The 14,736-nt window shown below is 72.0% G+C and carries 14 protein-coding genes; 10 read left to right on the top strand and 4 right to left on the bottom strand.

Features of this window, described 5'->3' with window-relative positions:
• The 6 genes from DY240_RS04695 to DY240_RS04670 all read left to right on the top strand — a co-directional run.
• Positions 1–2,030 (top strand): sugar-binding protein (locus tag DY240_RS04695; RefSeq protein WP_199700819.1); only part of this gene is annotated, 2,030 nt, incomplete at its 5' end.
• A gap of 88 nt (positions 2,031–2,118) precedes the next feature.
• The gene (locus tag DY240_RS04690) at positions 2,119–3,123 is read left to right on the top strand and encodes a hypothetical protein (protein WP_119658800.1); all 1,005 of its coding nucleotides are present in this window, start codon (positions 2,119–2,121) and stop codon (positions 3,121–3,123) included.
• 78 nt (positions 3,124–3,201) lie between these two features.
• Complete coding sequence (locus tag DY240_RS04685; RefSeq protein WP_119658799.1) at positions 3,202–3,390, top strand: hypothetical protein; 189 nt, start codon at positions 3,202–3,204, stop codon at positions 3,388–3,390.
• A gap of 92 nt (positions 3,391–3,482) precedes the next feature.
• Positions 3,483–3,737 carry a type II toxin-antitoxin system VapB family antitoxin gene (locus tag DY240_RS04680; RefSeq protein WP_119658798.1) on the top strand — a complete coding sequence of 85 codons (255 nt, stop codon included), beginning with the start codon at positions 3,483–3,485 and terminating at the stop codon, positions 3,735–3,737.
• Positions 3,734–4,144, top strand: a complete 411-nt coding sequence (locus DY240_RS04675; RefSeq protein ID WP_119658797.1) for a type II toxin-antitoxin system VapC family toxin — start codon at positions 3,734–3,736, stop codon at positions 4,142–4,144. The genes DY240_RS04680 and DY240_RS04675 overlap by 4 nt, the downstream gene beginning before the upstream one ends.
• A gap of 1 nt (position 4,145) precedes the next feature.
• A complete protein-coding gene (locus DY240_RS04670; RefSeq protein WP_119658796.1) occupies positions 4,146–4,880 on the top strand; it encodes a dihydropteroate synthase in 735 nt (244 codons plus the stop codon).
• Between the two features lie 24 nt (positions 4,881–4,904).
• Here the strand turns inward: DY240_RS04670 and DY240_RS04665 are convergent, their stop codons facing one another.
• Together DY240_RS04665 and DY240_RS04660 are read right to left on the bottom strand one after the other, a co-directional pair.
• Positions 4,905–8,228: a sugar-binding protein gene (locus tag DY240_RS04665; protein ID WP_119658795.1), complete on the bottom strand. Its 3,324-nt coding sequence runs from the start codon at positions 8,226–8,228 to the stop codon at positions 4,905–4,907.
• Between the two features lie 11 nt (positions 8,229–8,239).
• A complete protein-coding gene (locus DY240_RS04660) occupies positions 8,240–9,970 on the bottom strand; it encodes a right-handed parallel beta-helix repeat-containing protein (protein WP_119658794.1) in 1,731 nt (576 codons plus the stop codon).
• Positions 9,971–10,150: 180 nt separating this feature from the next.
• Here DY240_RS04660 and DY240_RS04655 point away from each other — a divergent pair, with 180 nt between their 5' ends.
• Positions 10,151–11,332 carry a hypothetical protein gene (locus DY240_RS04655; protein ID WP_119658793.1) on the top strand — a complete coding sequence of 394 codons (1,182 nt, stop codon included), beginning with the start codon at positions 10,151–10,153 and terminating at the stop codon, positions 11,330–11,332.
• Between the two features lie 20 nt (positions 11,333–11,352).
• On the opposite strand, the gene DY240_RS04650 is transcribed toward DY240_RS04655, so the two are convergent.
• Positions 11,353–11,757, bottom strand: coding sequence for a PIN domain-containing protein (locus DY240_RS04650; RefSeq protein ID WP_119658792.1), 405 nt, complete (start codon positions 11,755–11,757; stop codon positions 11,353–11,355).
• Positions 11,754–11,993, bottom strand: coding sequence for a type II toxin-antitoxin system Phd/YefM family antitoxin (locus DY240_RS04645; RefSeq protein ID WP_119658791.1), 240 nt, complete (start codon positions 11,991–11,993; stop codon positions 11,754–11,756). Before DY240_RS04645 ends, DY240_RS04650 begins: the two co-directional genes overlap by 4 nt.
• A 261-nt stretch (positions 11,994–12,254) precedes the next feature.
• On the opposite strand from DY240_RS04645, the gene DY240_RS04640 reads away from it, so the two are divergent.
• The 3 genes from DY240_RS04640 to DY240_RS04630 are packed head-to-tail and all read left to right on the top strand — an operon-like array spanning position 12,255 to position 14,724.
• On the top strand, positions 12,255–12,920 hold the full coding sequence (locus tag DY240_RS04640) for an RraA family protein (RefSeq protein WP_199700817.1): 666 nt from the start codon (positions 12,255–12,257) through the stop codon (positions 12,918–12,920).
• Positions 12,921–12,931: 11 nt separating this feature from the next.
• Complete coding sequence (locus DY240_RS04635; protein WP_119658789.1) at positions 12,932–13,654, top strand: SDR family oxidoreductase; 723 nt, start codon at positions 12,932–12,934, stop codon at positions 13,652–13,654.
• The gene (locus DY240_RS04630) at positions 13,651–14,724 is read left to right on the top strand and encodes a glycoside hydrolase family 88 protein (protein ID WP_119658788.1); all 1,074 of its coding nucleotides are present in this window, start codon (positions 13,651–13,653) and stop codon (positions 14,722–14,724) included. Before DY240_RS04635 ends, DY240_RS04630 begins: the two co-directional genes overlap by 4 nt.
• The last annotated feature ends 12 nt before the right edge of the window (positions 14,725–14,736 follow it).

Here is a 14,736-nt window from a genome sequence, read left to right as displayed (position 1 = left end):
CCGGCGCCGACCCGCTGGTGTCCGCGGCCGGCATGGCCGGCGCCCAGCCGTACCCGTGGCTGGAGCTCATGCTGCGCAACGAGGTGCTGGACTACGCCGACATCTACAACTACCACCTGCACCAGACCTACGACCCGGCCGTCGCGCCGACGCCGCTGCCGACCGGCGTGCCCGCCTACCTCGGGCTGCTCGAGGAATACGATCCGGGCGACACCCTCGGCTGGCTGACGGAGGCCGGCCTGCGGTTCCCGGGCACGACCGGCCGGCCGATGACGGAGGAGGAGCAGCGCGCGCTGGCCCGCTACCAGACCATCTGGGCGGTCACGTCGATCTCGCAGGGCACGGACAAGCACTTCGCTTTCGTCGCCCCGCCGTACGACGAGGGCACCGGCTCGTGGGGCCTGTTCGAGCCGACCACCTTCACCCCGTACGCCGGCTACGCGGCCGAGGCGGCCATGACGGCGGCACTGGGCGAAGGCCGCTACGTCGGCCGAGTGCCCGGCCTGCCGACCGGCGTGACCGGCCACGTCTTCGGCGACGGCGCCGACTCCGTGCTCGTGCTGTGGGCCGCGACGCCCGCCTCGGTCACGCTGGACCTGGACCAGACGACGGGCACGCTGACGAACATCGTCGGCGCGAGCAGCGCCGTCAGCGCGCCGGCCGCCGGCTTCACCGTCGACGTCGGCCCGGACCCCGTCTACCTGCGGGTCGCCGGCGACGTGCCGGCCGACACCAGCGACGCGCCCGAGCCGCCGCCCACGCCGCAGCCGACCACGTTCGACACCGCCGACCGGCTCGTCCTCATGCAGACCTATCCCGACGCGGTCAGCGGCAACGCCCGCGAGGGCGGCTACGCGCTGCCGATCGACGCGCCGACGACGGTGACGGTCGACGTCTACAACTTCAACGACACCGCGGTGACCGGCACCGTCACCGGAACCGGCGCGGACGGCTGGACCGTCGCCGGCGGCGCACAGCCGGTCACCGTGCCGGCCGGCGGCAAGGCCACGCTGACGTTCCAGGTCAGCGCCACGAGCGCCGTCGAGTTCAACAAGCTCTCGCCGGTGTCGTTCCGCGGCGAGTTCGGCGGCGACCCGACGTCGGTGTCGACCACGCTGGTCACCACCGACCAGGACGTCGTCACGGCCCGGCACGCGTTCACCGACGACGGCGACGCCCTCCGCGTCGCCGTCAAGAACACCACCGGCGCCGACCTGCACCTGCTGAACACCCGCTGGACGGTGGGGAGCCGGCGCGGGGTCGCGCAGACCGGCGCGACCATCCCCGCCGGCGAGACGCGCGAGGTCGTGGTCCCGCTGCCGCAGCTGGAGCCGGGCAGCCACACGTACGAGCTGCGGCTGCCCTTTCGCGGCGGCAGCACCCTCGTCTACCACGGGCGGATCGCGGTGATCGACCCGGCCGACGTCACCGACGCCGCCCACCTGCCCATCACCGTCGACGGCGTGCCCGACGACCTGTCCGGCGTCCCGGTCGTCGACATCGTCGAGGACGGCAAGGTGGTCATGGGCACGTACGGCGGGCCGTCGGACCTGAGCGGCACCATCGCCGTCACGTGGGACGAGCAGAACCTCTACCTGTCCGCGCGCATCACCGACGACGTCTTCGCGCAGACCTTCTCCGGCGCCGAGACCTGGCGCGGCGACGGCATCCAGTTCAGCCTCGCGCCGGGCCTGCCGTCGGAGTCGCGCAGCTGGGACGAGTACGACCTCGCCCTCACCAGCACCGGCGCGCAGCTCTACCGGCGCCGCGGCACGGGCGTGCCGATCGGCGTCGTCACCGCGGCCGACGCCGCCGCCAGCTGGGACGAGGCTTCGACGTCGACGGTGTACGAGCTGGCGCTGCCGTGGACGGAGATACCGTCGATCCAGCCGACCGACGGCCTGATGAGCTTCTCGCTGCTGGTCAACGACAACGACGGCGCCGGCCGCAAGGGCTACATCGAGTGGGGCAGCGGCATCGGCACCGGAAAGAACCCGAGCCTGTTCAAACCGCTCCGCCTGGTGCCGTGAGGGCAGCCTTGCCGGCCCGGCGATTCGTCCAAACGCGTGGCGTTCGGTTCATGGCCCCGACGCCCACGCCGTCGGCACACTGAACGACGTGACCGAACCTGAATGGAAGGCCGAGCTGGCCGCGTGGGCGTCGGGCTACTGCGACCGGTTCGCCGGCGGTGACGGCCGCCAGGGCGTGATGATGGGCGGCAGCATCGCGCGCGGGCAGCAGTGGGCCCACTCCGATCTGGAGCTGGGCTACCTGCTGCCCGCCGGCGCCACGCCGGTGGACTACTTCGCCACCGACACCGGCCGCGGCGTCGAGCGGATCCCGCTGGCGCGGGCGGAGCTGGAACGCGACCTCGCGACTGTCGACGCCGGCGACCCCACGCCGATCGCGTCCTGGCCCATCCAGCTCTACCGCGGCCGCGTGCTGCACGACCCGACCGGCCTGCTCGGCCGGTTCGTGGCGCTGTTCGACGAGCACCTGTTCTCGCCCGAGATCGTCGCGCTCAAGATCGAGCGGGGCCTGGAGTCGTACCGCGAGCACGCCGCCAAGGTGACGGCGGAGTCGGCGGCCGGCCGGCCGCGGGCGGCGCTGGCGTGGCTGCGCTCGGCGATGAACGACCTCATCCTCGTGCAGTACTGGACCCGCGGCGAGCTGCCGCGCAGCCAGAACCGGACCGACTCGCGGCTGCGCGACCTCAGCGAACGCCACGGACTCGGCGACTTCTACCGCCTCTACCGCGACGTCTTCGAGCTGGACTCGGCGTCCGCCGCCATCGCGGACGACTGGCCGCTCGTCCGCGACGAGGTGCTGGCCATCGCCGCGACCTGGCAGGGCGGCGCCGGCGAGTTCTTCGAGCAGGCCGTCGACAGCACGTTCTCGTGGGGCGAGGACGGCGGGATCATCGGGGTGTACCGCATGTACATCCCGATCATCGGCGACTCCGACGGGCTGCTCGGCGTCCTCGACGACGACGTATGGGCGGACGCGAACGGGCCGCTGGTGCGCTTCCTCGGCCTCGCCGACGCCGCGCCGCCGGTGGTCGAGGCGCTGGTCAAGCGCGTCGACGCGGCGGCGGCCGAACTGGGCGGCGAGGCGGTCCGGTAGGGTCGCCGGCCGTGAGGACGCTGGAGGCCAGGCGGCACAGCCTGCGGAAGAACACCGGCGGCTCGCAGGCGTGACCTGGTGACGCCGCTCTCCGACGGCGACGCGGCCCTGGTCATCGGGCATGCCGGTGAGCTGGAGGCGGCGCTGGTCGCGTGCTTCCCAGAGGCCGACCACTCGCACTGGGGCGGCATGCTCGGCTGCTGCGAAGGTGCCCGCCTCAGCTTCGACGACTACTTCCGTGCGGTCGAGTTCCTACGTCTGGCATAGGAGCCGGCGGCGCATGCAGACCGTTCGGCTCGGCTCGGCTCCCGGCAGCTTTCTAGCTTGGATTCCACCATTCTTCCCAATATTCTTTACTCATGGCGTTGAACATCAAGGACCCGGACACCGACCGGCTCGCTCGCGAATTGGCCGCGGCGACCGGCGAGTCCATCACCGTCGCCGCACGCATCGCCATCGAGGAACGACTCGCCCGCGTGCGCGCACGAGCCCGAGTGGACGACGTCCATGCCGCACTCGAGACGATCATCGCGCGAGGACGGGAGCTGCCCGTCCTCGATGCGCGCAGCGCGGACGAGATCGTCGGGTACGACGATCAGGGGCTGCCGGCGTGACGCCGGGGCTCGTCGTCGACACGTCCGCGCTCATCGCCGTGACGTTCGGTGAAGCCGACGCACACCGGTACTCCCGCCTGTTGGGCGATCACCGCGGCGATGTCGCGGTCAGCGCCGCCACGCTCGTGGAGGCCAAGATCGTCGCAGCGGGCCAGCGCGGCGACGCAGCGGTCGAGAACCTCGCCGCCCTCGTCGACGCGGTCGCCATCGAGGTCACTCCCGTCGACGCAGAGCAGGCGGCGCTGGCATACGCCGCGTGGAGGCGATTCGGCAAGGGACGGCACCCCGCCGGCTTGAACTTCGGTGACTGCTTCTCGTATGCACTCGCGAAACAGCTGGGAGTCCCTCTGCTGTTCAAGGGTGAGGATTTTCCACAGACCGACATCCCCGTGCCGACCGGGCTCTGAGATGTCGTGCCTCGACGCCCAGATCGCCGAGCCGGAACACCGACCGCAGGTGATCGGGGTGCTCAACGTCACGCCTGATTCGTTCTCCGACGGCGGCCTCTGGGCGGATCCGGCGACAGCAGTCGAGCACGGGCTGGTGATGGTCGAGGACGGAGCGGGCTGGGTCGAGGTCGGCGGCGAGTCGACCCGGCCCGGCACGGACCGGACACCGGAGCGGGAGGAACGGCGCCGAGTGGTCCCGGTCGTGGAACGGCTCACCGCGGCCGGGGTGACGTACATCTGCATGCACTGGAGGGGCCACTCGCGGACCATGCAGCAGCGAGCGACCTACGACGACGTCACGCGAGAGGTCGTCGCCGAGCTGCGGCGCCAGCTCGACGCCGCGCGGGCCGCGGGCATCGACGCGGACCGGCTGGTCGTCGACCCAGGTCTGGGCTTCGCCAAGACCGCCGAGCACAACTGGCGCCTCCTGCACGACTTCGCCCGGCTGCGCCAGGAACTGGGCTACCCCGTCCTGCTCGGAGCCTCGCGGAAGAGCTTCCTCGGCCGGCTGCTCGCCGGACCCGATGGGCGGCCGCGGCCCCCGCGGGACCGCGACCACGCCACCACCGTCCTCTCCGCGTACGCCTACGCCGTCGGCGCCTGGGGCGTCAGGGTGCACGCACCCGCGGCGAGCAGGGACGCGATCGATGTCGCACAGCGACTGCGGGCAGCGGCGCGCCGCACACAGACGTGAGCAGCGCGCCGCCAGCGTCCGCCGTCAGGGGGCCGGGAGCAGCCGCACGGGCTTGAACTCCGCCGGGTCCTTCGTGGTGCCGATGCCGCTGCCCCACTCGATGTACCCGGCCCGCCCGGCGCCGTCGTTCTCGTTGAGCAGCAGCGACAGGCTCATCAGCCCGTCGCTCGGCCGCACGGTCGGGATCTCCGTCCACGGCAGCGCCAACTCGTAGACGGTCGTCCCGGTGGCCTCGTCCCGCCGGCCGGCCACCTGAGCGGCCGGCACCAGGCCGACCGGCACGCCCGTCCCGCGGCGCCGGTACAGCTGCCCGGCCGTGCCGCTGCCGGTGAGCGCGAGGTCGTACTCCTCCCAGGTGCCCGACTCCCCCGGCAGGCCGGGCGCCAGGCTGAACTGGAAGCCGTCGCCCTGCCAGGTGTTCGCGCCGGTGTAGGGCTGGACGTGGTCGTCGTCGGTGATCCGGGCCGACAGATACAGGTTCTCGTCGTCCCAGGTCATGGTGACGTCGCCGCTGAGGTCGTCGGGGCCTTCCCAGGTGCCGACGTTCACCCGCGCGTCCTCGACGAGGTCGATGGACGGCAGGCCGGTGAGGTCGTCCAGCACCCCGTCGACGGTGATGGAGTGCTCCGCGAAGTCGGTGACGGAGGCCTGGTCGAGCACGGCGATGCGGCCGTGCAGGACGCGTTCGGCGCCGCCGCGGTACCGGATCCGCAGCTCGTACTCGTGGTCGCCGGCGCCGAGACCCCGCAGCGGGATCTCGAACTCCCGCGTCTCCCCCGCAGGAATGGTCCCCTCCAGGTCGACGGCGCCGCGCTTCGGCCCGGCGGTCCAGCGGACCAGAACCGGGTGCAGGTCCGCGTCAGTCGGGTTCCGGACCGCCAGCCGCAGCGCGTCGCCGCCGTCGGTGGTGAACGCGTGCCGGGCGGTGACCTCGTCCTGGTCGGTCGTGATCAGGGTCGTCGACCGCGACGTCGCAGCGCCGCCGAACTGACCCTGGAACGTCATCGGCGACCGCTTGTTCAGGATGACGTTCGCCGTGGCGCTGATCTGGAACTGCAGCGTCACCTTGCCCTGGGCCGGGATCGTGACGGTGCGGACGGGGTCGGCGACGGCCCAGCCGTCCTGTGGCGTGCCCGTGATCGTCCCGGTCACCTCCGTGTCGTTGAAGTTGTAGACGTCCAGCGACATGGTCGTCGGCGCGTCGATCGGCAGCCCGTAGCCGTTCTCACGGGCGTTCCCGCTGACGGCGGCCGGGTAGTACTGGGTCAGCACGACGCGGTCCGCGGTGCCGAACGTCACCTCGTCCGGTACCGGCACCGGCGCCGGGGCCTCGCTGGTGTCCACCGGCACGTCGCCGGTCACCCGCAGGTAGACCGGGTCCGGACCGACGTCGACGGTGAAGCCGGCGGCCGAGGCCGTGACGGTGCTGGACTCGCCGACGACGTTCGTCAGCGTCCCGCCGGCCTGGTCCAGGTCGAGCGTCAGCGCCTGGGCCGAGTCCGCCCACAGCACCAGCACCGAGTCGGCGCCGTCGCCGAAGACGTGGCCGGTCACACCGGTGGGGAGGCTCGGGACCCGGCCGACGTAGCGGCCCTCACCGAGCGCCGCCGTCATCGCGGCCTCCGCCGTGTAGCCGGCGTACGGGGTCCACGTCGTGGGCTCGAACAGCCCCCACTGGCCGGTGCCCTCGTCGTAGGGCGCGCCGAGGAACACGAAGTGCTTGTCGGTGCCCTGCGCGATCGACGTCACCGTCCACGCCACCTGGTAGCGGGCCAGCCCGCGCTGCTCCTCCGCCGTCATCGGCCGGCCGCTGGTGCCGGGGAACTTCAGGCCCGCCTCGGTCAGCCAGCCCGGCGTGTCGCCCGGGTCGTACGGCTCCATGACGTCGAGATACGGCTGCACCCCGATGGGAAACGGCGTCGGCTGCGTGTCCGCGTCGTACAGCTGGTGCAGGTGGTAGTTGTAGATGTCGGCGTAGTCGAGCACGTCGTTGCGCAGCATCAGGTCGACCCACGGGTTGGGCAGCCGCCCGGCCATCCCGGCCGCGGACACCAGCGGGTTCGCGCCGGAGTCCTGATAGCCGATCGCGGCGGCCTTGAGCACCGCCGCGTACTGGTCGGCCGTCTCCGTCGGCGCGGTCCAGCCGCCGGCGTTGACCTCGTTGAGGAACTCCCACGCCTGCACCCGGCCGTCGAAGTGGTCACCGGACACCTTGGCGAACTCGTACGCGGCGTCGAGCTGGTTCGGCAGCTGCTTGCCCGGCGGGCGGGACCACTCCGGCGGCGTGGCGACGCCGCCGAGCACCTTGACGTCCGTGCCGGCCAGCGCCGTCACCCACGCGTCGGTCTTCGTCTTGCTGAAGTCGAACGTGTCGGCCGCGGGGTTGACGGCGAACCAGCCGAGCCGGTCGCGGATCCAGCTGACGCCGGACAGGTCCAGGGCGCGCGCGTAGTCCTCCCACTTCTCCTCCGGCACCCGCCAGGCACCGGCGACGTCCATCGCGAACGGCGAGTCGGCCGGCTTGACGCGCTCATCGTCCGGCAGCACGACCGACGCGTTGGTGGTGACGGGCGCGGCGCCGGTCAGTTGGGTGGTGACGGAGTAGTGGCCGATGTCCAGCACGCCCGCGTCGAAGCCCACGGACGTCGCGTCCGCCGGCACCGGCACGGTGCCCTGCGCGACGGTAGCCGACCAGTAGTCCTGGACGGTGTAGGTCAGCTCGGTCGCCTCGGGCGCGGCCGCGTTGAGCGTGGCGGTGAAGGCGGCGGTGGCGCCGCTCTCGAACACGTTCAGCGGGGCGTCGTCGGCGACGATCGAGGCGACCTGCAGGTCGATCGGGGTAAGCGACAGCGAGTCCAGGTACATGACGTACCGGCCGCCGCTCGGCCGAGGCTGGTTCACCCGGAACGTGATCGTGTTGGCGCCGGCCTCGAGGTAGACGGTGCGCACGTGGAACCGCCACACCTCGTTCGTGAGCTGCCCGTACTTGACCGCGTCGGCGGCCGATCCGTACGCGCCGTCGTTGATCTTGACGTCGTACGGCGACGCCCAGTTCACCCCGGCGGGCGGCGTGCTGGCGACGTCGAGCTGGTAGAGCCCGCTCTCCGGCACGGTGACGTCGTACCGGGCGGTGTGGTCGGTGGGCGGGGTGGTGACGGCCGCCCACAGATTGAGCGACTTCCCACCACTCAACGCAGCGTTGGCGGTGATACCGGGCGTGAACGTCGTCGCCGCGGCGGCCTCGCCCTCGACGGCGATGACACCCTCGGCCGCGGCCGTGACCGGGCCGGGCAGAACGACGAGCGCGAGCAGCATCGCCACCGCGATGGCGAGATGCCGACGGATCATGATCCTTCTCCTCACAGGTAGCCGATGGCCGGCGACCAGTTGACGTTGTCGTAGCTGTTGTCGCCCGCGGTGCCGGCGTCGACGACGAACCGGATCACGTCGCCCGCGGCGACCTGCAGGCTGGGCACTGCCGTCGGCTTCCCGATCAGGTCGTTCGCGCCGATGGCGAGCGGCCCCAGGACCACGGTGTTGGTGCCGCTGGGCGTCGTCTTCAGCACGTGGATGCGGATGCCGTCACCGCCGGTCACGCCCTTGGCCGCCTGCCCGCTGATGGCGATGGTGCCGTTCGTGGGCGCCGTCCAGACGCGCGCCACGCGAGTCGAGGTGCCGATGGCCGGGTGCATGCCCCACTGGTTGATCAGCGGCAGCGCGTTGGCGGCCGGCCGCCAGCCCTGCGCGGCCGAGATGTGGGTCAGCGGCGACCACGTGACGCTGGCGTTGGCCGAGTACTCGTACCGCCAGCCGCCGGCGCCCTGGGTGCCGGCGTAGTCGCGCCCGGCGTACCAGACCCGGCCGCCGGTCACCGGTCCGGGGTTGACGCCCTGGCTGCCGACGGTGAGGTCCATGGTGGCGTCGTCGACCCAGACGAGGGCGTTTCCCTGCCAGAGGTTGCGGTCGATCGTGCCCGAGGCGGTGGACTCCGAGAGCATCCGGGCGATCGCGGAACCGCCGTTGAACACGATCGCGTTGGAGTCGATCGCGACCCCGGTGTGGTCCCCGGCCGGCGACGGGTGCCTGCCGAGCACCTCGACGCCCCAGCGGGCGTGGCCGGAGAGCAGGTTCCCGCGCACGCCGACGTTGGACGTCCCGGCCTCGTAGTCGATGCCGGTCTGGTCCGGCGACCCGGTGTCCGGGGTGTCGACGATGATGTTGTTGAGCAGGGTCGAGTCGGCCACGCGCCCGAGATAGACGGCGGTCGTGCCGGCCCGCGCATAGCAGCCGCCGGCCCCGGTGATCACGGAGTTGGTCACGAGCACCCGGGTCGCGCTCTGCAACGCCAGGGTGTCGCGGCAGTCCTCGTCGCGAGGCAGCCCCTCCCCGTCGTCGTCGTGCAGGTACACCTTGCTGATCAGCGCGTCCTGGACGAACCAGCTGGGCGCCCCACCCTTACCGAGGGCGATCGAGCGCTCGTTGTGCGTCCCCTCGACGCCGGTGATCGTGACGTCCTTGATCGCCCACTGCCCGGCCGCCGGTGCGGCGGCCCCGGAGATCGCGATGCCCATCCAGTTGTGGTGGACGTAGAGGTTGCTCAGCGTCAGGCCGACGTGGCCCACGGTGTTGTAGAGCACCTGAATGCCCGCGTCGAACTTGTCCGCGCCGGCGCCGTCGATCTCCAGGTCCTTGATCACCCAGTGCGACCCACTCGTCAGGCGGACGCCGTAACCAGAATTCGCGATGTCGCTGTTGGTGATCTTCGGCCGGTCACCGGTGCCGAAGGCGCCGAGAGTGATCGGCTCGGCCGCGGTGCCCGACCCCGTCAGGTCCAGCCACCGGTCCCAGGTCGCGCCCCGGGCCAGCAGGATCGAGTCGCCCGGGCCGAAGCCGATGGTGTCGGCGTGTTCGTTGACGGGAGTGAACGTGCACCAGGGTGTCGTGGCGTTGCCCGGCCCGTCGTCGTCACAGGCGGCGAGGTTCCTGTTGTCGACGTAGTACGTGGTGCCGACCGCGGTGGCCGGCGGCGCGGCGAGCACGGCGCCGGCGACCAGAACGGCAGCCGCCAGCGGACCTCGAGTGATCTTCATCGATCGTCCTCCCCTTCTCGCAGGGCATCGGCACGCGGACGTTTCGCCGATGGGTCTGGGGAGTATCGCAAAGGTGACAAACGTGTGGACATGTCCAAGCTGCCGAACTTTTGCACGAATCGCTGGGCATCCGGCCGCGCTCTGGAACCGGACGCGACGACCGGCCTACGGTGGGCGGCCATGCTCATTCCCGACCTGTCGCCCACGTTCGAGCGCCTCGACGCGCCGGGCACCGGGCGCGCCGCCTGGCAGCTCACCACCGGCGACGCGTTCTGCTATCCGCTCTACTACTTCGTGCCGTCGACGTTCGACCGGTACCTCGTCCACCACCGCGCCGACGCCGCCGGCGTCCAGCTGTGGCGGCTCGACCTCGGCACCGGCGAGTCCGTCCAGCTGACCCACGCGACCGGCGACGACACGCACTGGCGGCCGTGGTGCGTCCCGGCCGGTCCGGGCGTGCTGGACCACCGCAGCGCGATCGACCCGGTGCGCGGCGAGGTGATCTACTTCGACGGGGCGCAGGCCCGGGCCGTGGGCATCCGCGACGGCGCCGACCGGCCGCTGTTCGACCTGCCCGCGGGCCGGTGGCCGATCAGCCAGAACTGCGTGACCCCCGACGGCGCCTGGTTCGTCTACGTGCACCACGACCGCGAGCTCTACGACCAGGTCCACCCGCCGAACGGCGGACCGTCGCAGCGGCACCTGTCCCGCGGGACCGAGCTGGCCGCCTTCCACCTGGAGACCGGCGAGCACCGGCTGCTGGTCCGCGCCGACGCCCCGTTCCACCACGTCCACCCGCTCGGCCCGGACCGGCTGGTGTTCTCCAGCCTGGCGACCGAGCGCAGCATCCTCGTCACCGATCTGCGGGGCGGCGGCTACCGCCATCTGCGCACCCAGGACGATGCGGGGATGACGTGTCACTACTGCGCGACCGACGCCGGCATCGCCTACGAGGTGCGCGGCGACCGCCGCGACCACGGCGGCCTGATCGACCCGGACTCCGGCGCCCGCGTCGAGTTCGCGCTGCCGGCCGACGGCGACACGCACGTCGGGTTCGACCCGGCCGGCGCGCTGTGGCTGTACGAGAGCCTGGGCTCCGATCGTGAGCACCGCCGGCTGCGGGCGCTGCTGCGGTACCGCGGCCCCGATGACACCGACTGGCTCGACCTCACCGGCGACTGGCCGGTGTACGGCGGCGGCCAGAAGTCGCACCACCACGCCCGGCTGCTGCCCGGCCGCCGGCACCTGCTCGTGACCGCCGGCGACCCGCACACCCGCACGAACCACGTCTTCGCGCTCGACGTCGCCGACCTGGCCGCGCACCGCAGCGTCACACTCGCCGGCCCCGGGACCCGGCGGTGATCGCCGGCCTGTTCGCCGGCTCAGGCCACGGCCACCGCGGCGACGTGGGGAAGATCCGTCCAGTTCGCGGCGGCGTCCGCCGTCAGCACGCTTCGCCCGGTGGCCACCGCCGTCGCCGCGATGACGAGCTCGTGCGCTACGCGCGGCTTGCCGACGCGTCTGACGTGGGCCAGAAGTCGGGCGTGCGCGCGAGCGGCGTTCTGTCCGTACGGCTCGACGGGCATCGCCGACAGCAGGTCATCGACGAGAGCCTGCCGGCGCCGCCGGTGATCGCCCTCTGCCAGCTCGCCGCCGACCATCAACTCGGCCACGGTGATCGCGGCGATGGCGACGTCGTCGTTCTCGCTGAGGACCCGTTCGATGGAGAGGGCGCCGCGCTCGACGGCGATGAGCACGCCGGTGTCGAGCAGGAGCCTACGGCTCATCCGCGGTCCTCGACGTACAGCAGGTCGCGAACCGACTCGATGTCGTCAGCCCAGCCGGGGTCCGGAGCGTGACGCCGAAGAACCTCGCGCACGACCCCACCGTTGGCGGCCGGCGTCGCCGTGAGTTCGGCGACTCGCCGGCCGCCCCTGGTGATGAGGATCGTCTCACCGCCGGCAACGGCGTCGAGGACCGCCGAGAAGTTGCGCGCCACCTCGGTGGCCGTCATCGTGACCATGCAATCAGACTATCTGATTCACCGAGGACTCCCCGGGGACCGATGCGAGGGCGGCCACAGGACGCGCCAGCACAATGACGCACTCGAAGACGCCCGTTCACCCTTCTGACCTGCACCGCCCGATCGGCGCCTCGGCGATTCGTGCAAATACTCGGTGCCACGTCCATGGTCCGGCCGCCCGGGCGGCGGACATACTGACGGTCGCGAACCGACACCTGGAGGACATCTGATGGACACCCGCGCGACCCACGGGAGCAGCTGTTGACCACGCCCCTCATCCCCGACGACGAGCTGCTCCAGCGGTACCTGCAGCTGTTCACCGGCGCGGTCAACGACGTGCTCCGCGGCCGCGGGCTGGTCGACCAGACACTGCCGCACGACATCCGCCCGCTGCGCGACGAGATGAAGCTGGCCGGGTTCGCGTTCACCGTCGCGGGCGAGAAGGACCGGGGCGGGGTCAACGACATGCCCGAGCGCGCCGCGATGCTCGAGTCGATCCGGCCCGGTGCGGTCTGCGTCTGGGAGACCGGCCGCGACGACGAGTCGGCGCAGTGGGGCGAGGTCATGACCATGGCGGCGCGCCGCCAGGGCTGCCGCGGCGCCGTCATCGACGGCGGCGTCCGCGACACCGACCGCGTGCTCGCCCAGGACTTCCCCGTCTTCAGCCGATACCGCAGCTCCAGCGGCATGCTCGGCCGGTTCCGGATCACCGGCTGGCAGAACGCCATCAGCATCGGCGGCGTCGTGATCGAGCCGGGCGACCTGCTGTTCGGCGACATCGACGGCGTCATCGTCGTGCCGGCCGAGCTGGCGGTGCCGGTGCTGCTCGAGGCCGAGCGGATCAAGCACGACGAGGTCGGCATCAAGCAGCTGATCGAGGACGGTTCCACCCCACGCGACGTCGTCGACCGCGGCGGCTACTTCTGAAGGGCACGGGCATGGCTGACCTCACCGATCGCGTCGTCGTCGTCACCGGCGCCGCCGGCGGCATCGGCTCCGCGCTGGCGCGCCGCCTGCACGACGCCGGCGCGCGCCTGGTGCTCACCTCACGCGACGCCGACCGGCTGGCCGCGCTGGCCACCGAGCTGGACGGCGCCCGGGCCGGCGACGGCGGCGACCGTGTCACGGCGGTCCCGGCCGACCTCGCCGACGAGGCGCAGGTCGCCCGGCTCTACGAGGAGGTCGGCCGCCGCACGGGACACGTCGACGCGCTGGTCAACCTCGCCGGGCGGTCGATCCCCGGCGAGGTCGCCGACACCGACGTCGAGGACTACCTCGCCGTCTGGCACTCCAACGTCACCTCGGCGTTCCTCAGCAGCAAGCACGTCCTGCCGCTGATGAAGCCGCAGTCCGGCGCGCAGGTCGTCAACGTGAGCTCGCTCGCCGGGCGCCGGCCCAACGCGACGGCCCCGCTGTACTGCACCGCGAAGGCGGCCCTGGACATGTTCACCCGGGCGTTCGGCCTGCAGGTCCGCGAGCGCGGCATCCGGGTCACCACCCTCGCGCCCGGCGGCGTCGACACGCCGTTCTGGGGCGACCGCCCGGTCGACCGGTCCGCGCTCATGGCGGCCGACGACGTCGTCGACGCGGTCGAGTACGTGCTCCGCACGCCCGCCCGGGTGCAGATCAGCAGCATCGAGCTCGAGGCGTTCGGCCGATGACGACCATGCGACCGCTCACCGCCGCCGTCGGACTCTACGACCACTACGAGAGCGTCGCCGAGGTCAAGCACTACTACGGGCTGCTGGCGATCTACGGCCTCGCCCGCACCGCCGCCGCGGCCGGCGACGAGGACCTGTGGGCCCGGACGGAGAAGATCTTGCGCCGCTTCCCCGACGGGGTCGACCACCCGCACTACAACTTCCCGAGCTACCGCATCGGGGGGATCCCGCAGGCGTACCTGCTCGCCCAGGGCCGGATGGCCGACCGCGCCGACCTGGTCCGCGAGTACGCCGAGGAGATGATGACCGCGCCGCGCGACCACGCCGGCCTGGTCGTCCTGCCGGCCGAACCCGCGGCGGAGAAGATCTGGATCGACGCCGCCATGGCCACCGCGCCGTACCTGCTCTACGCCGGCCTGGCGCTGGAGGACGAGCGCTACCTCGACGAGGCGGTCCACCAGGCCGTCGGCCTGCACGACGCGCTCATCGACCACAGCTGCGGGCTGCTGCACCAGTGCCGGAACTTCGTCGCGCCGGACCGGTTCTCGCAGGACCACTGGAGCCGCGGCAACGGCTGGGGCTACCTCGCGCTGGCCGAACTGGTCGACGGCCTGCCGGCCAGCTCGCAGCACCGCGAGGACGTGGAGCGGCGCTTCGCCGCGCTCTCCTACGCACTGCTGCCGCACCAGTCGCACCGCGGGCTGTGGCGCCAGGAGATCCCGCACCCGCTGGCTTACGAGGAGACGTCGGGCTCCGCGCTGATCCTCTACGGCATCGGCGTCGGGCTGCGCACCGGAGTGCTCGACGCGGGCGACTTCGGCCCGGCGTTCCGCCGCGGCATCGGCGCGCTGACCTCGATCTGCGTCAACCCGGACTTCTCGACCGAGTTCAGCTGCCCGGGCTGTCTGTGCCCGGGGACGGGTCCCCGGAAGGGCACCCTGCAGTCGTACATGACGCAGCTCCCCCATCGCGACGAGCCGCACAGCTTCGGGCCGCTGCTGCTCGCGCTCGCCGAGGCGCACCGGCACGGCGTCACCGCCGTCGAACTGCGTCCCGGCCGTTACGGCTGAGCCGTCCCGCCC

The organism is Jiangella rhizosphaerae (assembly GCF_003579925.1).
Classification (GTDB): domain Bacteria; phylum Actinomycetota; class Actinomycetes; order Jiangellales; family Jiangellaceae; genus Jiangella; species Jiangella rhizosphaerae.
This window is presented reverse-complemented; position numbering and strand designations above follow the sequence as displayed.

Coding starts and splice junctions, on each gene's coding strand:
- DY240_RS04670 (WP_119658796.1), top strand. CDS start 4,146: ATGTCGTGCCTCGACGCCCAGATCGCCGAGCCGGAACACCGACCGCAG.
- DY240_RS04635 (WP_119658789.1), top strand. CDS start 12,932: ATGGCTGACCTCACCGATCGCGTCGTCGTCGTCACCGGCGCCGCCGGC.
- DY240_RS04650 (WP_119658792.1), bottom strand. CDS start 11,757: ATGAGCCGTAGGCTCCTGCTCGACACCGGCGTGCTCATCGCCGTCGAG.
- DY240_RS04680 (WP_119658798.1), top strand. CDS start 3,483: ATGGCGTTGAACATCAAGGACCCGGACACCGACCGGCTCGCTCGCGAA.
- DY240_RS04630 (WP_119658788.1), top strand. CDS start 13,651: ATGACGACCATGCGACCGCTCACCGCCGCCGTCGGACTCTACGACCAC.
- DY240_RS04665 (WP_119658795.1), bottom strand. CDS start 8,228: ATGATCCGTCGGCATCTCGCCATCGCGGTGGCGATGCTGCTCGCGCTC.
- DY240_RS04660 (WP_119658794.1), bottom strand. CDS start 9,970: ATGAAGATCACTCGAGGTCCGCTGGCGGCTGCCGTTCTGGTCGCCGGC.
- DY240_RS04655 (WP_119658793.1), top strand. CDS start 10,151: ATGCTCATTCCCGACCTGTCGCCCACGTTCGAGCGCCTCGACGCGCCG.
- DY240_RS04645 (WP_119658791.1), bottom strand. CDS start 11,993: ATGGTCACGATGACGGCCACCGAGGTGGCGCGCAACTTCTCGGCGGTC.